Genomic DNA, 20,330 nt, shown 5'->3' on the forward strand with positions numbered 1-20,330 from the left:
AATGGTAGATTTTTATTTGCTACATTTCCTCTTCCAGCATCAGCATGTTATGCTCCAACAGCTGATGCTCCTGAAAGTCCAGCAGATGCAGATAGTGATCGGCACACCGGAGCAGGACCTTGGTGGGGAAGACCCCGCTCATCTGGACACCCTTCACGGAGACACCAAAATAGGCTGCTTCGGAACGGATCAGCTCCACCACACGGTAGAGCGGCGTGCTGTCCGTGTCGAACATGTTCATGGAGACCGCCGCCTCCTCGTATCCATCCGGGGTGAAGGCCACCGCCCGGATGGTGCTGAACCCGCCCGAGGGGCCGCGGACCATCTTGGCAATCTTCTTGGCGATCTCCAAGTCGGTCGTGTTCAGAATCACGTTGACGGCCACCAGGTTCCGCTCCCCGGCGCTCACGATCGTGGCGCCGCTCTTCTCGGAGAGTAGCCCCTTGCCTAGGTCGGGCGCTCGTGCCTCGAGGAGCGCGGGGTTGTCCTGATTCTCCTCCAGGAGCTTTTTCAGCCCCTCGTACTGGCCCTGGCGGATGAAGGAGATCTCACGCCGCTCCTCGGACCGCGCGTTGACGCCGGCGAAGTAGATCGGTACGCCGTACTTTTCCCACAGCTCCTGCCCGATGCGGAAGGCCAGGTCCTTGACTTCGTCCAGGCCAATGTTGCGCAGTGGGAAAAGCGGGATGGTGTCCTGAGCGCCGATACGGGGGTGCTTGCCCTTCTGTTTTCGCATATCGATAAGCTCGTAGGCCCTGCCGGCCAGTGCCACCAAAGCCTTTGCCAACGGTTCGGGTTCGCCGATGAGCTCGACGGGAGTACGGTCGAAATCCGCGTCCGGGTAGCAGTCGATGAGACGGACACCGGGAATGCCCCGAACCGATTCGACGATGGCGTCCACGACCGCACGGTCGCGTCCGGCACTGACGTTGGGAGCGGAATGCACATATTGCTTGCTGGCCATCTTTTTCTCCTTCCGAATGACTTCAAGATTGGTTTTACGAAAATTCCCTCGCTCACCCCAACCCCTGCACCTGCGAGGAAAAACACGAACTACCTTTTACCGTCAAATGCGGTTACCCGGGAATCGTCTCGATGTACTTTCTGAGAATCCTCGCCGACTCGAGCACCGACCTGATGGAGACGTACTCATCGGCCTGATGGAAGAAACGTTCCTCTCCGGGCCCGATAACCACAAAGGGGACCCCTAATTTGGGGACAAACACGGAGGCATCCGTGAAGTAGGAAATTCCGGTCATTTCCCACGGGAGACCCAGATCCTTGAAAATGTGTGCAAAACGGCGCACCAGGGGTGCGTCCTCATCCATTCCCAAAGCCTGGCGATCCAAATAAGGAACGATCTCCAAAACAAGAGGTGGGTTCTTCTGCATCTGGACTCGGGCGAGCTCGTGAATTTGTTCCATGAGCCCCACGTGCGCGATTCCCGGAGAGGTTCTTATATCGAAGGTCGCCTCCGCCCTGTCGGGGACGACATTGGAACTGATGGAACCATGCAGCCCCGTTATGACGCAGGTAGACAACCCGAGAAGCGGGTATCGTCCTCTTTTGCGGAGCATGATGGATATGGAACGGGCCAAAGCCGATATCTGCTCTACAGCATTGACGCCCTGATCCGGCCGGGAGGCATGAGCGCTCAGTCCCCTGGCTTTCACCGAAAGGCCCAAGGCCCCCTTACCAGCCAACCCTATTCGACCGTTAGTGGGTTTGACGATGACCATCTCCATCACTCGGTCAAGCTTACCGCTGTTGCACAAGGCCTGAGCCCCCATCCCTCCATACTCCTCATCGGCGGTAAAACAAAAATGGACGTCCATCGACGGCTCAAACCCCTTTTGCAGGAGCTCAAGCGCCACCAGAACGATGCTGGTCACCCCACCCTTCATATCCGCAGCACCGCGCCCATAGAGGCAGTCTCCATCGCAAAAGGCGGAGAAGGGGGCATGGGTCCACGACTCCTCGGAGTCCACATTGACGGTATCCAGGTGCCCAGCCACGGCGACGGCCCGACTGCGGTCCCGCCCCGGCAAGGTGAGCATCATGGAGGCTCTGTTGGCCCCATGATCGATGATTGTGATATCGGAGGTGAGACCGCCCAACAGCTCTTTCAGAAAGAGGACGGCATCCTTCTCATCTCCTGCAGGCTGAGGGGTACGGATACGGATCAGCTGCCCCAGAATCTCTCTGGCGCATTGCTCGGGCTCAAACAATCTAGTCTCCTCCCTTAAGACTGACATCTAAGGTCTCGAAGAAAAGACTGACCGTGTTCCATATTAAGAGAGGTAAAGGATAAAAGCACTGACTCGATCCATAAAATAATCGAGATATTTTTGTTTTTTTTGACAAAAAGTCAAGAAAAATTAAAGTCCTTGGCGAGACAGTTTTTACGTTCCAATGAGCTCCAGAAAAGCACGGGATGAAACGGGATCAAGGGGAGCAAAAAATCACGTTTTCTGATTTTTGCTCAGGACCCTATGAATGCGCAACGCAAGGGAAAGGTTAAAGCGACGTTCTCCATCGTGCGCGGAGAGATCCAGAATTTCATGAATCCGCTTCAGACGATAACGCAGGGTATTGTAGTGCAAAGAAAGGATTTTTGCGGCCCGCCCCAGATCTCCACCGCACTCCTCTACACAGAGTAACGTGTGGATAAGTTCCTCTCCATCCCTGGATTCCCTCAGCAAAGGCCCAAGGGTCTCCCGGCAAAATTCCCGGGCCGGCTCCATGTCCGCCAATATGGCAATCATGCGAGATCCTCCAAGTTGTTCCCAAAAGACAAAGTCTTGCGGGGAAAGTCCACTTCGGAGAATCATCTGAGCCTGGTAGGCCTCCTGATAACTTTGATGGGCCTCAATGAGCTTTGCATGCCATCTCCCGGCCGAGGCAAAAAATTTTGTCCCGTAGCGGTCTCCGGCATCGTAGAGGGCGTCTTCCAGGACCTCCCTCAAAGCGTTTCTGAAGTCCCGGAGACATGCCTCCCGTCCCCGCACTTCCGGAAGGGGAAGGGACAGCAAAACGATGAGGGAATCCGGAAGACGAGCATAAATGGACTTGGGGAAGAAAGCCAGAACCCGGGACTGGATCAGATTAAAGCTGCCCAACAAGGCTTCATCCGACACTGATCCGCTAGCCTTGTCCACGTTGGACGAAACGATGAGGCATACGATGCCCCCGTCCAGTCTCCAATGGAAGGCCCGGGCACGGTTTCGAATTTCCTCCTCGTGGAAAATCCGACCATAGATGAGGTCCTGCACAAGCTCATTACGATAGCGGGTCTTCAAGCGACTCTCTGCCAGCCGCTGTCCGTAGAAAAGCCGCAGGACCGACAGGCAGTCCCCCAAACGGCCCTGAGGGGCTCCCGAAAGGCCATTCGGACAATCCAGTACCAGGCGACCGATGACATTTCCAGAGACATCGACTTCGTACGATGTGTAGATTCGAACGATCTCTCGGAGGGGAAAAGAGAGCATTCGTTCCTCGAAGGCAGGGTCCCCGCAGCAAATGACTTTTCCCGTATCCAACTCTCGCCAAGCGACACCGACGGAGAGTTCGTTTCGAATCTCCTCAAGGATTTCAGGAAGCCCTTCATCACCCAGCAGAAGTGGGACAAAGTCGGAAAGTGAGCGTCTCATAGGGCTTTAAGGGAACACAGCTCCGCACGGATCGGGACAGGCCACACACCGCCCGCCTCCGGCATCAGCAAAAAACCGAAGCCCCATACAGAGCAGGGCTCCAAGGACAAACGCACAACTCATGGTTCAGGACTCCTTTTTACTCAGGAGATCGAGAGAGAGAGAGAGGGGAGGACGGCAGTTTTCTACAAACTCAACATTTGCAATTCTCTCTCTGCGTTATCGTGGGCTCATACACCGAAAAGGGAGGGGGAAATCACTTTCAGATAGAATTGGTCCCTCAGGACCGCACCCAACAGAACTTCCGTCCTCCAAGACATCCGATCTCGACTTCGAGGCCGTAAATCGCAGACAGCAGCTCGCCGTCGATCACATCGGCCGACGGGCCCCATACGGCCAGCCACCCTTTTCGCAGAACCGCCATGGTTCGTCCCACACCAAGCGCATGGTCAGGAAAATGTGTCGTCATGATAGTCCCCGTCCCTTGATCTTTCAAGCTTACTACCAAGCAATCGTTACTCAGTGATAATTGTAGCTCAACTAAATCTTCGCCTCGCACAATGAAGCGTGATATTTTTTCAATTTACCTGCTTATTTATCTCAACAATCTGACTACTATTTGCAGAAATTTATCGTTCGGTACATCCCATAAGTCAAATTTCCTAGGCCAAAAACGCGCGTTCGTGTTCATAAAAACTAAGCAACCGACACAGTTGATAGCGAAACTCAGTGATCGACACAACTTGCTATACTCGTTGGTCGCCTGCTTATCACTCGGTTTGCTGGTTATCTGCTTATTATGTACGTTTTTATCTCATTCGAAACTTCCTGTTACGTTTAGGTTGTAAATGCGAGCACCTATTTGCCCTGCATTTTACGCTATTTTTATATTTATTATAAAATATTATTTTATACGCATTATTCTTTCGACAGCCAGAGCTGAAGTCCACCCAGGCTCCCGCTTTTTCGTGTGTTCTCAAGCCCGGCACGAGTCGCTCCGCTTCCGTTGGAACTCGCTTGGCCACTGGAGAACAACTCCTGCATGCGCTGAGGCTTCTTCCCCGAACCGTCGGATCAGCCGATCAGTTCCCGAACGGCATGAGCGGCGATCCCCCGCCCCGAAATGGCCGGAACCCCTGCTATTCTGCGCGCCAGCGCCTTCATGGACTCGGTGTACCCGATGCAGTCGAGGATCAGAAGCTCCGCGCCCCATCGTTTGAGCTCCATGGCGGCTCGCCCCACGGCCTCGTCGGCGCCGGCGTAGGGGGAGGCCGGTACGGCCCGGACCGCCCCCCCGAGCGCACTCCATCGCCGCTCGGCCTGAGGAACCTGCTCCGGGGATGGGATGAGGATCCCCAGCCGTCTTCCCTCCGCAACCGCGCTCACCGTGTGGAAGAGGAGCCTCTGCGGCCGAATCAGCAGTCCGCTCTCCTCGAGCTCCGCAAATTCGCCGGTGCAGAGCAGCAGCACCAGGGAGACCCCGGCGCCGAAGTGCTCCTTGATCCGCTCGACGACCCTAGGGGTGATATGGCGTTCGGCGACCTGTACGGACGCCCCATCCGCCAAACGGGTCACGAGGACATAGTCGTCCCCCTTTGGAGCCAAGTCCGCAATCTCCTCCCGAGAAAGCCCGTCCAGAGCCCCGGACTCCTTCAGGACGACATCGCCCAGGATGGCGGAGATCTCCGGGACCACGTCCGTTCGCGGGGACTGGCCGATCGTCACCGTGCCGACAATGCGTTCCATCAAAGGATCCCTCCTCGACCGGAGCGGCTCCGTCTTTTCCCGGCAGTTCCGGGAAAAGACGGACGACCGCACATCTTCAGTTCCTTCCCAGCGTCTGCAGGTGCTTCATCGGCCCGTACAGTTTGAGGAGCCGTTCAAATTCCAGGGGATCGTAAAAACGCAGTTTTCCCTCCCCGAAGGCCTTGCCCACCTCGATGGCAAACCGCACGACCGCCTCGATATCCGACACCTGGGAGGCCCCCGTCGCACACCCCGGTACGGCTGTCTCCGCGGTCAGAGCCACCCCCACGACCGGCGCTCCGGTCGCCGTACAGGGCTGCAGGATGCTGTTCAGATGATAGAGACCGTTTCCGTAGGGCGTGATGTCCTGGGTGGTGATCGGAAAGACCACCGGTGCCTTGCCCGTCACGTAGCTCATGACGTCGAGCAGATCCTCGGCGGTCCGCAGAATGTAGCCCTCCTTTACCGTAGGAGAGATGGCGAAACCCCGGTGGTTGATCACCCTGTTGCCGCGCGTCGTGTCGATCGAGAGCACCGCGTCGAGGTCCGGGTTCATCTCCTCCGCGTTCGCGATCTGCATGTTGATCGGAGAATCCATGAAGGGGACGGGGTCGTGCGGCCGCGTCGGGGCGTCGGGGCATATATGCGTGGAGACGAAGACGTCTCCCTCCAACAGATCCCCCAGTTTTGCCATCGCGCCAAGCTTCAGGGCGACCGCAACAGCGGCCACGGCTCCGTCCGCGTCAGAGACAAGCCCGATCCTTTCCGGACGTGCCCCTATGCCGCCCAGACGGCCGACAATCCCCAGAGTGGGAGCCGCACCGCCGCCGCGTTTTCCCTTTTTCCCCTCAAACCACACCTTGACAAAATCCGTGTGCCCATTGGGCCCCTCGACGGTCTTGACCTCGATCGCCTCGGCCCCAATCCCGACCTCCATCAACGCCCTTCGGACGTCCTTCCCGCACACCGAGGGGCTGTCCAGCAATTCATAGGACTCCATCACATATTTTATGGACATCGTTTGCCTCCCGAATCACACAATAGTCTTTCCCACAATGGGCTCGACGGCGCGCAGCAGCTCCTCGCAGCGCATCCCCTCCCCCAGGATCAGCCGGTCCGCGGGGACGTGGATCACGAACACGCGGTCCCCTTTCTGCAGCTCCGCAGTCGCGACGGGCAGACCATCATCCTCACGGAGCGTCGCGATGAGGTCCGGGAAGGTTCCGATCCGTCTCCCGCAGACTTCCAAGGTCATGTACTCGTTCCAAAACGTCGCTTCACAGGTCCCGAGAAGAACCCGACCGACATCGAAGCCTCCCCGGGTCTCCAGGGTCACCTCCGTAACCTCCGAACGCAATACCACCGAACCGTCCAGGAACCCCACGACCGAACGCGCCACAGCCTCTCCCCCATCCGCCCGAGCGTCCATCATGCGCCCCCCGAGCGCAATGGCCTGCCTCAGAGCACCGGGGGCACCGAACTGTCTTGCGTAGGAGGCCTTGACGGGATTCCGGGCGACGGCTACGAGCCCTCCGGCCTTCTCGGCCGCAATCCGCACCATGGAGGCCGCCGTCTCGAGTCTTCCCGCAACGAAGGTCTCAAGATACAGCCCCCGCTCCGGATTTCCTCCCACGGCGGCCTGGCGGGACAGGTAATCGGGGTCTCGGTGCAGCCCCATGGAGCCCATGATCCCCGTCGGATGAGCCCTGCCGTTGCACAGGGCGTCGACCACGGGCAGTCCCATCAGAGCGGCGGACAGCCAGCCGTTCGTGATGGAGCTTCCCCCGCACTCGTTCGGGATGAACCCTCCGGGACGCGGACAGCCGTTCTCCATAAGCAGCTCCACGGCCCGAACGTAGTCCTGTGGGAGGGCCTGCGCCTCCTTGGCCGCAGGGGCGCCGACCGCCGAGCCCGTCACAAGAATCGTATCGGGGTCTACTTCGTCCGCATCCAATAGCCGGACCTCCCCCAGAGACAGGGCACGTTCCGCGTTCAATCGTCCCTTCGACAGGCTCCCTCCTCCCCCGCCGCCCAAAACGGCGCCGCCGAGCAATGCGGCCTCGGCCACCTCCCTGGTGAGCGTCGTCACCGGCTTCATCCTCCGAAGCTCCTGAAGAGGGCGTTGACAAACCCGTAGATCCCGTCACCGGCGACGAAGCCGCCTCCATAGATCTCGAGTTCCGGCTTGAACTTCTTCTCCAGGGGCCAGCGAATCAGCAGGGCCACGAGCAGCCCCACGCCATATACCGGATTGTTGATCAGAAGCCCCGTAGCGAACAGGATCCCCAGGGCCTTTTTGGCCCCGCCCAGGAACTGGAGCAGTCCTCCAAAAACAGCGGCACAGAGCAGCTGCCTGAGAATATCCTCGTTGAGCCCCGCCTTGATGGTGGCGGCAAACACCTTGCTGACGGGGGGAATCATGTTGAGACGGAAATGCAGGTTCATCAGGAGCCCCGTAACCCCCAGAGCGACCACGCCGCCCAGGAGCTCCGCGATCATCTGCTGCCTCCGTCCGTCCCTCTCGTAGACCGGATCCGCCCCTTTGCCCCTGATGATCCAGCCCGTCTTGAGGTCGTAGCCCATATCGGCGAAACAGGGGCCCGTGCTGGCCACATAGCCCGTCAGGAGAACCAGGGCATGGGGCGGAAACCCCATGAAGATCCCGAGGCTCAGGAAGATGATGGAGACGGCGAAGCCCGGAAACCATCCCGAGTGCATGGCCGAGAGCCCCACGAGCACCGGAGCGACGGAGGCCGAGAAGGCGCACCACAGGACCCAGAGGACGAGCTTGTCCGCAGGCATCTCGCTCCAAAGCCCACCCAGAACCGACAGGCACACCGCCCCTGCGGCAAACAAGAAAACATGGAGCACGAGCGTCCGTTTGAGGGCCGGAGCGGACACCGAGGAGTCCGCTACATCCGCTCGGGCTTCGGGACGGGCAAAGATGATCCTCAGCGCCTGGACGAGGGATACGAGTCCGGCCCCGATCATGAAGCCATGGGGAATATAGGTCTTGCCCAGATCCGCAGGGAGGTTCTCCAGCCCGAAGAGCGGGGCGAGGGGCCCAAGGAAGGGCGCGAAATGAGCGAAGTAGCCGCGCACGATCAACCCCAGAGCCAGGGCGATCATCGCAAAGACGTTGGCGATGAAGGCAATGCCGATGCCCGCCATGGGCAATCCCTTGATGCCCAGGGACGGAAAGGCGAACAGCCGGCTGCTGCCGAGCGCTCCGATCAGGATTCCGAACAGCAGGTCGCGTCCCTTCTTTCCCCCTTCGTCGCCGGCGATCAGCGCCTGAGCCGTGGCAATCCCGGGAGGCCAGGAACCGGCCGCGGGAAAGAGTTCCGAATCGAAGGCCCGGTAGACGAAGTGCATTCCGATCAGGGTCGCGATGCCCGAGCCCAGCAACATGGGAAGCAGCAGAGCGAGGTCCCCATAGGCGTAAAAGATGGACACCGCGAGTAGCGTGCAGTTGGCCGCCGCAAACCCAGCCCCCGAGGTCATGGTCTGCACGAGGTTCTGGCGGTCCAAGGAACGGAATCGCCTCATCCCCTCCATGGGAAGCCGAGCCAACGACATCGCTATCAGGGCCCCGATAATCGAGGTGTTCGGCGTAAAGCCGATTCTGGAGATGATCTGCATGCAGATCACGGCCGATGCCGCGGATACGAGGACGCTCAACAGAAGCGTGCCTCCCTCCAGGGCCTTGACGTGTGGGGTCCCTTTGTTCCTGCTTTCCATACTAAAACTCCTCTCTGCGATTTGAATTTCCGAATCCATTGCAGCTCCATCAGAGCGAAAGGTGACAGAGCACGCGTTTTCGGGCCTCCGTTCGATATACGGGTTCGATAAGGCAGCGCTCCTCCGCATGGGGACAACGCGTGCGGAAGGCACAGCCCGAGGGCGGCGACAGGGGGCTCGGGATCTCCCCGCGGATGGGCTCGCGCAGGAGGGGCTTGTCGAGCTCCGGAACCGAGTTCAACAGTGCCCGCGTGTAGGGATGCGAGGGACGGTCGACGACGTCCGCCACCGGCCCCTCCTCCACAACGCGTCCCAGGTACAGGACCGCGATGTCGTCCGCAACGTGACTGACCATCTTGAGATCGTGCGTTATGAAAAGGTAGGTCAGCTCGAAATCGCGCTGCAGGTCCATGAAGAGGTTCAGGATCTGCGCCTGAACCGATACGTCGAGAGCGCTCGTGGGCTCGTCGAGAATCAGGAGCTCCGGACGGAGGATCAGGGCCCGCGCCACGGCGACGCGCTGTTTCTGCCCCCCGGAGAGCTCGTGGGGATATTTGGGCAGCACGTCCCGCCTCAGCCCCACGGCATCCAGCATGGCGCACACCTTTTTCTCCCTCTCGGGAGCCGTCGATCCGCCCTGAAGCATCAGTCCCTCGGCGATTTGAAAACGCACGGTCCTTCGTGGATCCAGGGAGGTCTCGGGATCCTGGAATACCATCTGGATCGATCGGGTCCCCCTCGAACCCCGCGGAATGGGGCTTCCCTTGAAGCGAATCTCCCCACCGCTGGGAGGATAGACCCCGGCGACGAGATTCGCGATCGTCGACTTGCCGCTTCCGCTCTCCCCCACAAACCCGAACACGCTGCCCGTCCGTACCGAGAAGTCCACTCCCCTGACCGCGTGCAGCCAGCGGGAGGGGGCGAAGAACAGGCGTTCCCCAACGGGAAATCGCTTAGACAGGTTCCGGACCTCAAGCAGCGTCACGACAATGCTCCCCCCTCCTCATAAAGCCAGCAGCAGACGATCCTATTCCCCACATGTAAGGCTTTGGGAGCCCTTAAGGCACATTTCTCTACGGCCCGAGGACAGCGCGGAAGAAAACGGCACCCCTCGGGAGGGTCGATCAGACTGGGGATCGCCCCGGGAATGGAGGCCAAGGGTTTCTTGCGCTCGGCCAGGAGAAGACGGGGCAGCGAGGCCACCAGCCCCCGGGTATAGGGATGCAGGGGGTCGCGGAACAGGCTTTCGGACGGCCCGACCTCCATCACGGAGCCGGCGTACATCACCATCACGCGGTGAGCGATCTGCGAGACGACGCTCAAATCGTGGGAGATAAAGATCAGGGAGGTCCCGAACCGCTCCTGAAGCTCCCGAAAAAGATGTAGGATCTGCGCCTGATTGGTCACGTCCAGAGCCGTGGTGGGCTCGTCGGCGATCAGAAGGGAGGGCTCGCACAACATGGCCATGGCAATCATGACCCTCTGCCTCATGCCGCCGCTGTACTCGAACGGATAGCGCCTCATCAGGCTCTCGGGCTCGGGGACGGCCAGGCGCTCCATGACGGAGAGGACACGCCGTTCGGCCTCCCGCTCCGTCAGGCCGAGATGCTCGGTCAGCACCTCCGTCAACTGTCTCCCGATCCTCATCGATGGGTTCAGGGAGTTCAGCGGGTTCTGAAAGACCATCGCGACGTCCCTCCCGCGCAACGAGGAAAGGTCCTCCATCGGATTTCCCTTGAAACGGAGGACTCCCTCCTTATGGCCTCGCATGAGCCCCATGATCGAGAGCATGGTCACGCTCTTACCGCTGCCGCTCTCCCCTACGACGCCCAACGCCTCCCCGGGCTCGACGGTAAAGGAGACGTCCTCGCAGGCCCGAAGCTCTCCATAGGGCAACCGGAGCCGGACGGAAAAGCCCTCGACGCTCAGCAACGATGCCGCACCGCCGGGGGGCATGCCGCCCTTCATCAGAAATCCCTTCTCCTCTCCCTGAAATACTGCCGGACCTCGTCGAGCAGGACGGGGTCCGCGAAAAGATCGAAGGCCGTTAGAGCCAGCGCCTTCGTGGCCCGGATCATCGCGTCGTACCCATAATCCGAGTTCGCAGCGGCGGCGAACTCCCTGGAATGCGTCGGAACCGGGGCCCCGTCGGTGATGTCAATGTATCCCTGAATACCGGGGACCTTCTGGGTCACGATGCCGACGTCCGTGGAGCCGACGCCCTGTCCGTAGGTCCTCATGGTGGTCCTTTCCCCGACCAACGCGTAATTCGCGTCCAGGGTGCGCGCAAGGGGGACATTGACGTAAACCTCGGGCTGAGGGGCCTCCGCCTGGGTGACCTTCGCCGTGCAGCCGGCCGCTCGGGCCGCTCCCTCCGCGACCGCGGCAAGCCTCTCCTCGAGTTCGAGGACCTCCTCCATGCGCAGGGCGCGAATGCCCATCTCGGCCTTCGTGTAGTCCGGGATCGTATTGAAGGACTGCCCTCCGTTCAGGATGATGCCGTGTATCCGCGTGCGCTCCGTCGTCTGCTGGCGCATCAGCGCAACGCCATTGAAGAACGCGATCATGGCATCCAGCGCGTTGATCCCCTTGTGCGGAGCCGCAGCGGCGTGGGCCGCCCTGCCGAAGAACTCGACGTAGAGGCGCTTGATCGCAAAAGATATGTCGTAGCCGGTGCTGATGCTCGTGGGGTGGACGATCATGGCCGCATCCAAACCGTCGAACACTCCGGCCTCGGCAAGCAAAACCTTGCCCCCTCCATGCTCCTCCGCGGGACAACCGAGGAAGAGGATCGTCCCCTCCCGCCCCTCCAGGCAGCCGCTCGCCTTTACGGCCGCAGCCGCTCCGGCCGATATCGTCCCGATCATGTTGTGCCCGCAGGCGTGTCCCACCTCGGGAAGGGCATCGTACTCCCCCATCAGGCCGATGTGGGGTCGTCCGCGGCCAAACTTCGCCACAAAGGCCGTCTCTAGGCCTGCCGGCCCCCATTCCACCTCGAAACCGGCCCGCCGAAGATAATCGGCCAGAGCCTTAGACGAGCGTTTTTCCTGAAAAGCGGTCTCCTCGTAAGAGAATATGGCTCTGGCCAGGTCCTTCAGATCATTGGCATGAGCGTCGATTGCAGCGACAATTTTGTCTTTCACGGCAGCGAACTCCTCTCTTTCGGGAAATGAATTTTTGCGGCCCCTCTATCGGATACGCAGACGCGGGTCCAGGACATCGCGCAGCCCATCGCCCAGCAGGTTGAACCCCAGACAGGTGACGAGGATGGCCAGTCCCGGGAAGACCGCAAGGGAAGGGGCTTGGTCCATATAGGGCATCGCCTCGCTGAGCATGCTTCCCCAGGAGGGCGTGGGGGGCTGGATTCCCAGCCCCAGGAAACTCAGCGTCGCCTCGCTGATGATGGCCCCGGCAAAGCTGAGGGAAGCGTAGACGATAATGGGCGGTAGAACGTTCACCAGGACGTGGCGGCCCAGTATCCAGAGGTGGGAGGCCCCCATGATGCGGACTCCGGTGATGAAATCCTCGTTTTTGACGTTGAGAACGGCGCTTCTGACGACCCTGGCAAAACTGGGAACCATGACGAGACCGATCGCGAGCATCGCGTTGAAAAGCCCCGCTCCCAGCGCCGCCATCATCGCTATGGCCAGCAGGATGTAGGGAAAGGAGAGCAGGGCATCCATCAGGCGCATCAGGAGCGCATCCATAAAGCCGCCGAAGTACCCGGAGACCAGGCCCAGAATCGTGCCGAGGCAGGCGCCGATCGAGACGGCGACGATCCCCACCATCAGAGAAACGCGCGAACCGTAGACCAGCCGCGTCAGTACATCCCTTCCCATGTCGTCCGTGCCGAAAGCATGCCCCTCAGCCCCCGGCTCCGCCAACATGGCGCCAAAATCCATCTCGTCGAAATCGTAGGGGGCGATCCGAGGCGCGAAGCAGGCCAATCCGATGTTCAGCAGAACGATCAGGAGACCGGCCATCCCCTGCTTGCTGCGCAAGAAGCGTCTCCAAAAAGGAAGCTGTTCCGACATCTCAGGCGCCTCCAAACGATTTGCGGATTTTGGGGTTCAAGAGGGCATAGAGCAGGTCGACAAGAAAATTGACAAGAAGATAAAGGAGCGCGATGACCAGCACTTCCCCCTGCACCAGCAGGAAGTCGCGCCGCATGATCGCGTCGACCATTAGCTTACCGAGCCCCGGAAGGGCGAAGATGGACTCGGTGAGGACCGCTCCGGCCAGAAGGTGCCCCAATTGCAGTCCCGCCACGGTGACCACGGGGATAAGGGCGTTGCGCAGGGCGTGGCGCTCCAGGATGAGCCGCGACCGCAGCCCCTTCGCGTGTGCCGTCCGTATGTAATCCTGTCTCAGGACCTCCAGCATGCTGGAACGCGTGAATCGGGCGATCGTCCCCACGGATTGGAAGGCCAGGGCACAGGAGGGCAGAATGAAGTGGCTGACGACGTTCCAGAGCCCCTTGTCCCAGCTCCCCAAGCCCACGGAGGGGAGCAGTCCCAGATTCAGAACGAAGACGACGATCAGCAGCATCCCCACCCAGAAGATCGGGACCGAGACCCCCAGAAGGGCCAGGACCGTGATAAGCATGTCCCAGAACCCGTTGTGATGGATCGAGGCGAAGATCCCCAGGGGAACGCCCAAAAGGATGGCGATGGAAAGGGCGCACAGGCTCAGGACGAGCGTCGTGGGCAGACGCTCCGCGATGAGGGTGAGGACGTCCGTCCGATAGATCAGCGAACGTCCCAGGTCTCCGCGGGCCACGTTGCGCAGGTAGGTCAGGAACTGGACCGGAAGCGGCTTGTTCAGCCCCAGTTCCTCCCTGAAGGCGGCGACATCCGAAGGACTGGCCTCCGGCCCCAGCAGGGTAAGGGCAGGATCCCCGGGAATCAGCTTCATCAGGGAGAAGATTACGAGCAGGACGAAGAAAAGCGTGGGGATCATCTGAAGAAAACGCTTGAGAGCGAACCGACCCAAGGGGCATGCCTCCTTTTCGGGGATTCTCCCCTCCGTTTCGAGACAGCTCAAAAACCGCTGCCAACACGCAATAACGAACGGCCCCGACCGACAGAGGGGGGTGAGGTCCTCCGTCCTCGGGGCCGCCCGATTCGCGAACTACGACTGCAGAATAGCCGAGGAGGGGATCAGGAATCGGGGTTGAGGTACGAGCTGAAGTCCGGGCCGAAAAGACGTACGCTCCCCTGGGGGGTCGGATGGAAATCGGCGATCCGGTTGTCCACCCCGTTCATCGCATACATGTGGTAAAGCGGGAAGTAGTACCGATCTCCCATGATCAGCTCCTCGGCCTTGCGATAGTGCCCGGTGCGTGCCTGCTGGTCGCCGACGCTTGCCCCCAGGTCGATAAGTTTGTCCACCTCGGGATTGTTGTAGGCGCCGCCGTTCCCGTAGCTGCCCTTTTTCTCGGAGTGGAACATGTAATAGACGTAGAAGAACGGGTCGGGATACCAGGTCCACCCGATGGCATAAATGTCCGCCTCGGCCTTGGAGGCCACCCCCATGAAGCTGCCCCATTCCAGGCTCTGGACCTCGACCTCCACCCCCACCTTCTTCAGCATGGCCTGGGCGATGATGGCGGCCTTTTTCCGGCGCTCGTCCTCGGACGTCGTGATCCGAAGTTTCAGCTCGCCGGGCTTCTTGCCCAATTCCGCGAGGAGCTCCTTGGCCCGAGCAGGATCGTAGGCCGTGTAGAACGACCGGACGTCCGGATTGTACCCCCAGCTCCCTGGAGGGATGGGACCGTACGCAGCCTCGCCCGATCCATTGGGGAACAGCGCCTTTGCGATCTGGGAGACGTCCACCGCACGGAAGAAGAGTTCTCTCACCTTCGGATCGGTGGTCGGCCCCCGGGTGGCGTTCATATAGAACGCGTACACGTTGCAGGGCGCCCCTTTGACCACACGGTGCCCCGCGTTGTCGGAGATCTTCTTGACATCCTGGTCCAGCACCTCCCGGGTGATGTGGACCTGGCCGCTGAGAAGCGCCGTGGTCATGGCCGTCTTGTTGACGATGTAGCGGTACGTGACCTTCAGGGGATGGGGCAGCCATTCCCTGTTCCAGTAATCGTTGTAGCGCTCGAAGGTCATGTGCGAGTCCTTCACCCACTCCGTCATCCTGTAGGGCCCCGTTCCTACGGGATGCTGACTGAAATCGCCCCCCCATTTCTCGGCGTCCTCCTTGGGGATGACGGCGCTGCCGACATCGGTCAGCACGGCCAAAAGCGCCGCAAAGGGCTGGTTCAGCACCAGCTTCGCCGTGTAAGGATCGACGACCTCCACGTGGTCCAGCATAAAGAGCCGCTTCATTGGAGAGATCTTCAAGGTCCTCTCGAAACTGTATTTGACGTCCTCGGCCGTCATCTCACGCCCCGGCTGATTCTCGGTTTTATGGAAACGGACGCCCTTCCGCAGGCGGAACGTCCACTCCCTGAGATCGTCGGTGTGGGACCAGGACTCCGCGAGGTAGGGAATGATATCCTTATACTCCGCGTCGTAGATGACCAGGGTTTCGTACACGTTGATCATGGTCTGCGAGGAGGCGGCATCCTGGTACATGGCAGGATCCATGGTCGTCGTGTTCTGGTCCGTCCCGACGACGATCTCCCCTCCCTTCGAAGGTTCGGCGGCAGCAAGGCCCGCAAAGGAAAAACCGAGCCAAAGCAAGCAGAACAGGAACACAAAGCGTCTCTTCTTCAAAGCCCTCACCGTCCAATCGTTGTTTTGCCCCGCCCATCCATTGCACATCGGCAAAGGAATGAAGCGCGCAACCTATTATACCGATATCGCGAATTTTGACGAGGAAGAAAGTCCCGAAAAAATAAAAACGTGCGCATCGGGAATTCTCCTCAATGCACACGTTTCAAATACGAGATTTTCAGGATTGCTTCGGAGAGCGAAGAAGATCGTGACCATAAGCAAGCCCCTTCTTACGTCGAAAACTGCATCCGCCAATTTTCCCGTAGCCCCGGCCGGCCAGCTGCGTCAGGATTCCGAGGCCATCCCCAGACGGAAAACCTCCAGCAGCTCCTCCAAATCGGTGGCACAGCCCGCACGGCGACGCAGCTCCGCCGCTCCGTTCATCCCCTTGAGTATTCCCCCCATCAGCCGCTTGAGTAACACCACGGCCTGGCGAGCTCCGCACAGCTCCCGAGCCCGTTCTCCCAGCCGGCACAACTCCGCCCCTCTGAGTTCCGGCGAGGGGTCGAGAAGTTCCTCGGAGACGGCAAACCCCAAAGCCCGAAGCGACTCGGGAAACAGCCACGGATTCGCCAGGGCTCCGCGCGCCAGCATCACGACGACACACCCTGCATCGAGGTATTCCCGGACGTCCTCTGGAGTACGGACATCCCCGCTCGCCGCAATTTTGCCGGGAAAACACCGCGCGGCCTTCGCCACGATCTCCCGGTCGGCACGTCCTTCGTAGCGCTGCGCAGCCGTACGGCCGTGTATACAGACGTTGTCGGCCCCCGCCTCGATCAGGCCCTCGACAAAGAGAATCGTGTCCTCCTCCCCTCCCTCGGAGGCCCTGCGGATCTTCACCCAGACCGGAAGGCCAAGACGCTTCAGCCGCCGCGTCATCTCGAAGGCCTCGGACGCGTTTTGCATCAGTGCCGCACCGGCCCCCCGACGCGTCACCTTGGGCATGGGACAGGCCATGTTGATCCCCAGCCCTGCAAAGGCCGGATCCCCCCGTCTGCGGTTGTGTTCCAGGGCCACCTCGGCTCCCCTCGCCATCGCATCGGCATCCCCTCCGAAAAGCTGAAGGACCACGGGCCCCTCTCCGGCCAAAACTTCAAGCATATTGGAGGTCTTGCGGTTTGCCCGCACCAGCCCCGCACAACTCACCATTTCCGTGTGGGTCAGGGCGGCCCCCAGCCTCGAGAAGAACTCCCGCATCGGGGCACTCGTAACTCCGGCCAGAGGGGCCAGACAAAGCGGATTGGACAGCGTCAGGCCTCCGACAAGCGAGGCGTCGGCGATCGAACTCATCTCTTGCTCACGGTACCCCGTGCGTCCCGGTTGCGTTCGTGAATCAGGCGCAGGCCATCCAGCGTAAGCCAGGGGTCCACATGGTCTATGGTCCGAGACAGCTCGGCCATGAGCTCCGCATGCCCGCCGGTGGCCACCACACTGGCCCGGACGTCCAACTCGGAGCGAATCATCTCCACGAGCCGGTCGGTGAGTCCCGCATTGCCGAAAAGGATGCCGGACTGGATGGACTCGTTGGTGTTGCGGCCAATCACCGACGGGGGGAGCTCCACTCCGACCTGAGGCAGTTTGGCGGTACGACCGAAGAGCGCCGAAATACCGGACACCAGACCCGGCGCAATCACTCCGCCCAGGTAGGCGCCATCCTTGGAAACGACGTCCAGAGTGATGGCCGTCCCGTAGTCGACGACAATGAGCGGCGCACCGTACTTCATCATCCCGCCCAGGGCATTGACGATCCGGTCCGCCCCCACCTCCCGCGGCGACGCGTAGCGGATCTCCATTCCGACGTCCGTGAACGCGTCCACCCTTAAGGCTTCGACGCCCAGGAAATTCCGTATCGCCTCGCTCACCGGCAGGTCCAACGAGGGAACGACGCTCGCGAACACGGCACCGTCAATCCGATCCACCGTCACGCCCTTGGTCCCCAGGAGCGTGAGCAGGTAAACGCCAAGCTCGTCGGACGTATGCAGGATGGAGGAAAGCCGCCAGTGCGCCGCCAGTTTCTCTCCATCGAAAATTCCCACGACCGTCGTGGTGTTGCCCACATCCATCACAAGGAGCATCACGACAACCTCCCGACAAAAAATAGAGGCATCCTCAAGGACAGAATCCCTATCCCGGCGGGAGCCCTCAAGCCCAGTATAACAGCAGCCCTCATGCTCTTGGGTGAAATTTCTACAAAAAGATCAGAAATGCCGTAAGCGACCCCAAAAGCATGAGCCAGAGGGTCCGCAACCAAGGCAGACGCATCGCCCGGCAGAGGCACAGGAACACGAAACCTGTACCGCACCAGGATAGGAAAGGCCCCCAGGCGACCGACCAGGGAATGATCCCCAGCAAGAGGTCCGCCAGCTTTTCCCAGAGAATGAAGGCTCCCTCCACGGCTTCCAACAGCCAAGGGGCCCAAGGAAGTCCCATCAGGTACAAAACGACGACGAGGGATGCCAGAGGCAGCGCAAAGGCAAAAAATCCGGGCGCGAAGAGATTCAGCAGCAAACCCGCCAGAGGCACGCCCTCAAAAACATAGGCCGCCTGGGGAAAGGTGGCGAGCCAGACCGCAGGACTGAGCCCCAGCCAGAACCACGTCCTCTTCAGGCTTCCTTCCTCATGCATCGCGGCGATGACGAGGGCCGCCAGGACCGACAGACGCCAACCCACGTTCCAGAAGAGGCGAGGGGAAAAACACAGCAGACATACGGCGGCGAGAGCGACGGAGTTTACGGAGCTCGAAGGCCTTCCGAGAAGCTCCCCCAACAAGGCCGCCTGAATCATCAAACCGGCTCTAAGCGCGCTCGGAGCGCCCCCCGTCAGCAACACGTAGCCCCATAGGAGCAGAGAGATCCATAGGGGCCGAAGGCGGGCACGCCTTAAAAGAGACGAGGCGCAGAGCACGACGATCCCGACATGGAATCCCGAGACTGCAAGGAGATGAGCCGTGCCCCAGGCACGGTGCGCCTCGTTAAGGGCCTCGTCGCGCTGGCCCGTCCAGGCCGCCCGAAGATAGGCCCCGGTCCGGTCGGGCAAATGTATGACCAGGAAGCGGGAGACCTCGAAGCGAAGGCGGTGGATGTTCCAGGGCTGCTCCAACGTGGGCTCGAGCCTCGACGGAGACAGCCACGCAACAACCCCGTAGGCCCCCCAGAACCGTTCCTCGTCGAACCCCTCGCCGCGCGCCGACCGGCGCAACGGACGTGAAACCCCTTCGGCCGCGAGACGGGTTCCCTCGGTCAAGGAGGCAAACGGCAGGCGCAGAAGCAATCCGCCGTGGGGCGTGTCGAGGACCGCCACATGGGCCCGACCCCAGGGGCGGACCTCCGTGACCGTGCCCTCTGCCCGGACATGCAACGGGCAGGAAAGGGGGCGTTTCAAAACAAAGGTTATTCTGGCCGATGCCGACAGGACAAGGCAGAGCACCAGGATAAAAAGGGGCCATTGTCCTCCTCGCTCCCGAATAAAGGAACAGAGCAGGATCCCTGCGGTCACGAAAAGGGCAAGGAGCGTCATGCCAAAGGCTCCAGCCCGTTCCTCCACCCCCATCGCCACGACGAGGCCGGCCAGGACGGCCAAAAAAGGGGCACGGGCCAGAACCGTCATGCCCTCAAGAACTCAGGGACCAACGGTCGCCTGACCACGAAACCCTTCGAGCTTGGCGGCACCGACCCCCTTGACCCGAACGAGATCCTCCAGCGTTTGAAAGGGGCCGTTCGCCTCGCGGTACTCCACGATCCGCCTGGCCAGGGTGGGGCCGATCCCGCGCAACGCCGTCAGCTCCGCCTCCGAAGCACGATTGACGTCGATCAGCCGTCCCTCCCCGTGCCCCGGTATACGGGCCCGAACCGTCGGGGCCACGGCGACAAGGGGCGCTTGGGGCGAACGCTCCCCCTTGCGCGGAACATGGACGTGCATCCCGTCGGCCAGGGGCTCCGCCAGATTGACGGCTATCGGATCCGCAAAGCCATCGAGCCCTCCCGCCGCTTCGACGAGATGGACCGTTCGTGCGCCTGGAGGCAGGCGATAGACTCCCGGACGGCGGACGCTGCCCGTCACATAGAGAAACCACTCGGACTCCAGATCCGAAGCGGCGGGCGATACGCCCTTTCGCTCCGCTGCCTTGGAGAGCCTCTTGGTCATCTCCTCCGACGCCGATTCCGAGCTTCGCGGAGCGGGGGCGGACATTCCGAGATTCTCCCGTACCGAGGGCAGAGCACGCACCAGAAGCCCCGCGAGGAGAAAACAGGCCATGCCCACCGCAACGCAGAACGCCCCTCTGTGCCTCTCCCACAGGTCCTGCCACACAACGATCCCCTCCCCCATCTGACGACACGATGTTTTCTTTATTATTGTACAGCCTGAACCCCCTGCCCTCATCAAGCGGGATGCAGGAGGGCAAGGCCGTCGGAGGCGCGCCCCCCTCAACGGGATGAACGCCTAGCCTTGGAACTCCCGACAA

General features: G+C 60.8%; 18 protein-coding genes. All 18 read right to left on the reverse strand.

Going from position 1 to position 20,330, the window contains the following annotated elements; translation table 11 throughout:
• Positions 1–19: 19 nt before the first annotated feature.
• The 18 genes from ftcD to EII26_RS01060 all read right to left on the reverse strand — a co-directional run bounded on the left by ftcD (position 20) and on the right by EII26_RS01060 (position 20,194).
• Positions 20–964: a glutamate formimidoyltransferase gene (gene ftcD, locus EII26_RS00975; protein WP_124887268.1), complete on the reverse strand. Its 945-nt coding sequence runs from the start codon at positions 962–964 to the stop codon at positions 20–22.
• A gap of 112 nt (positions 965–1,076) precedes the next feature.
• Complete coding sequence (locus tag EII26_RS00980; RefSeq protein ID WP_158612074.1) at positions 1,077–2,228, reverse strand: M20 family metallopeptidase; 1,152 nt, start codon at positions 2,226–2,228, stop codon at positions 1,077–1,079.
• A gap of 234 nt (positions 2,229–2,462) precedes the next feature.
• Positions 2,463–3,650 carry a PucR family transcriptional regulator gene (locus tag EII26_RS00985; protein WP_124887270.1) on the reverse strand — a complete coding sequence of 396 codons (1,188 nt, stop codon included), beginning with the start codon at positions 3,648–3,650 and terminating at the stop codon, positions 2,463–2,465.
• Positions 3,651–3,930: 280 nt separating this feature from the next.
• A complete protein-coding gene (locus EII26_RS00990) occupies positions 3,931–4,119 on the reverse strand; it encodes a hypothetical protein (RefSeq protein WP_124887271.1) in 189 nt (62 codons plus the stop codon).
• Between the two features lie 605 nt (positions 4,120–4,724).
• The gene (locus EII26_RS00995; RefSeq protein WP_124887272.1) at positions 4,725–5,396 is read right to left on the reverse strand and encodes an AroM family protein; all 672 of its coding nucleotides are present in this window, start codon (positions 5,394–5,396) and stop codon (positions 4,725–4,727) included.
• A gap of 76 nt (positions 5,397–5,472) precedes the next feature.
• A complete protein-coding gene (locus EII26_RS01000) occupies positions 5,473–6,414 on the reverse strand; it encodes a DUF1177 domain-containing protein (RefSeq protein WP_124887273.1) in 942 nt (313 codons plus the stop codon).
• A gap of 15 nt (positions 6,415–6,429) precedes the next feature.
• Positions 6,430–7,494, reverse strand: a complete 1,065-nt coding sequence (locus tag EII26_RS01005) for a DUF917 domain-containing protein (protein ID WP_124887274.1) — start codon at positions 7,492–7,494, stop codon at positions 6,430–6,432.
• Positions 7,491–9,137: an OPT/YSL family transporter gene (locus EII26_RS01010; protein ID WP_124887275.1), complete on the reverse strand. Its 1,647-nt coding sequence runs from the start codon at positions 9,135–9,137 to the stop codon at positions 7,491–7,493. Before EII26_RS01010 ends, EII26_RS01005 begins: the two co-directional genes overlap by 4 nt.
• 49 nt (positions 9,138–9,186) lie before the next feature.
• Positions 9,187–10,122 carry an ABC transporter ATP-binding protein gene (locus tag EII26_RS01015; protein ID WP_124887276.1) on the reverse strand — a complete coding sequence of 312 codons (936 nt, stop codon included), beginning with the start codon at positions 10,120–10,122 and terminating at the stop codon, positions 9,187–9,189.
• Positions 10,119–11,105: an ABC transporter ATP-binding protein gene (locus EII26_RS01020; RefSeq protein WP_199735008.1), complete on the reverse strand. Its 987-nt coding sequence runs from the start codon at positions 11,103–11,105 to the stop codon at positions 10,119–10,121. Before EII26_RS01020 ends, EII26_RS01015 begins: the two co-directional genes overlap by 4 nt.
• Positions 11,105–12,280, reverse strand: a complete 1,176-nt coding sequence (locus EII26_RS01025) for an amidohydrolase (protein WP_124887277.1) — start codon at positions 12,278–12,280, stop codon at positions 11,105–11,107. The genes EII26_RS01020 and EII26_RS01025 overlap by 1 nt, the downstream gene beginning before the upstream one ends.
• 45 nt (positions 12,281–12,325) lie before the next feature.
• A complete protein-coding gene (locus tag EII26_RS01030) occupies positions 12,326–13,171 on the reverse strand; it encodes an ABC transporter permease (RefSeq protein ID WP_124887278.1) in 846 nt (281 codons plus the stop codon).
• A 1-nt stretch (position 13,172) separates the two neighbouring features.
• Complete coding sequence (locus EII26_RS01035; protein WP_124887279.1) at positions 13,173–14,129, reverse strand: ABC transporter permease; 957 nt, start codon at positions 14,127–14,129, stop codon at positions 13,173–13,175.
• A gap of 167 nt (positions 14,130–14,296) precedes the next feature.
• Positions 14,297–15,865, reverse strand: a complete 1,569-nt coding sequence (locus tag EII26_RS01040; RefSeq protein ID WP_158612075.1) for an ABC transporter substrate-binding protein — start codon at positions 15,863–15,865, stop codon at positions 14,297–14,299.
• A gap of 285 nt (positions 15,866–16,150) precedes the next feature.
• Entirely contained in the window at positions 16,151–17,158 is a 1,008-nt protein-coding gene (locus EII26_RS01045; RefSeq protein ID WP_124887281.1) for a tRNA dihydrouridine synthase, read from the reverse strand.
• Positions 17,155–17,943, reverse strand: coding sequence for a type III pantothenate kinase (locus tag EII26_RS01050; RefSeq protein ID WP_124887282.1), 789 nt, complete (start codon positions 17,941–17,943; stop codon positions 17,155–17,157). Before EII26_RS01050 ends, EII26_RS01045 begins: the two co-directional genes overlap by 4 nt.
• 112 nt (positions 17,944–18,055) lie before the next feature.
• Positions 18,056–19,474, reverse strand: a complete 1,419-nt coding sequence (locus EII26_RS01055; protein ID WP_124887283.1) for a ComEC/Rec2 family competence protein — start codon at positions 19,472–19,474, stop codon at positions 18,056–18,058.
• Positions 19,475–19,486: 12 nt separating this feature from the next.
• Positions 19,487–20,194: a ComEA family DNA-binding protein gene (locus EII26_RS01060; RefSeq protein ID WP_158612076.1), complete on the reverse strand. Its 708-nt coding sequence runs from the start codon at positions 20,192–20,194 to the stop codon at positions 19,487–19,489.
• Positions 20,195–20,330 lie beyond the last annotated feature (136 nt).

The sequence above is a fragment of the Fretibacterium sp. OH1220_COT-178 genome, from assembly GCF_003860125.1.
Lineage (GTDB): Bacteria > Synergistota > Synergistia > Synergistales > Aminobacteriaceae > CAJPSE01.

Bases quoted from the DNA above. Each gene is read 5' to 3' on its own strand.
- EII26_RS01050 (WP_124887282.1), bottom strand. From the start codon at position 17,943: ATGCTCCTTGTGATGGATGTGGGCAACACCACGACGGTCGTGGGAATT.
- EII26_RS01010 (WP_124887275.1), bottom strand. From the start codon at position 9,137: ATGGAAAGCAGGAACAAAGGGACCCCACACGTCAAGGCCCTGGAGGGA.
- EII26_RS01055 (WP_124887283.1), bottom strand. From the start codon at position 19,474: ATGACGGTTCTGGCCCGTGCCCCTTTTTTGGCCGTCCTGGCCGGCCTC.
- EII26_RS01005 (WP_124887274.1), bottom strand. From the start codon at position 7,494: ATGAAGCCGGTGACGACGCTCACCAGGGAGGTGGCCGAGGCCGCATTG.
- EII26_RS01030 (WP_124887278.1), bottom strand. From the start codon at position 13,171: ATGTCGGAACAGCTTCCTTTTTGGAGACGCTTCTTGCGCAGCAAGCAG.
- EII26_RS01045 (WP_124887281.1), bottom strand. From the start codon at position 17,158: ATGAGTTCGATCGCCGACGCCTCGCTTGTCGGAGGCCTGACGCTGTCC.
- EII26_RS01060 (WP_158612076.1), bottom strand. From the start codon at position 20,194: ATGGGGGAGGGGATCGTTGTGTGGCAGGACCTGTGGGAGAGGCACAGA.
- EII26_RS00990 (WP_124887271.1), bottom strand. From the start codon at position 4,119: ATGACGACACATTTTCCTGACCATGCGCTTGGTGTGGGACGAACCATG.
- EII26_RS01020 (WP_199735008.1), bottom strand. From the start codon at position 11,105: ATGAAGGGCGGCATGCCCCCCGGCGGTGCGGCATCGTTGCTGAGCGTC.
- ftcD (WP_124887268.1), bottom strand. From the start codon at position 964: ATGGCCAGCAAGCAATATGTGCATTCCGCTCCCAACGTCAGTGCCGGA.
- EII26_RS00985 (WP_124887270.1), bottom strand. From the start codon at position 3,650: ATGAGACGCTCACTTTCCGACTTTGTCCCACTTCTGCTGGGTGATGAA.
- EII26_RS00995 (WP_124887272.1), bottom strand. From the start codon at position 5,396: ATGGAACGCATTGTCGGCACGGTGACGATCGGCCAGTCCCCGCGAACG.
- EII26_RS01000 (WP_124887273.1), bottom strand. From the start codon at position 6,414: ATGTCCATAAAATATGTGATGGAGTCCTATGAATTGCTGGACAGCCCC.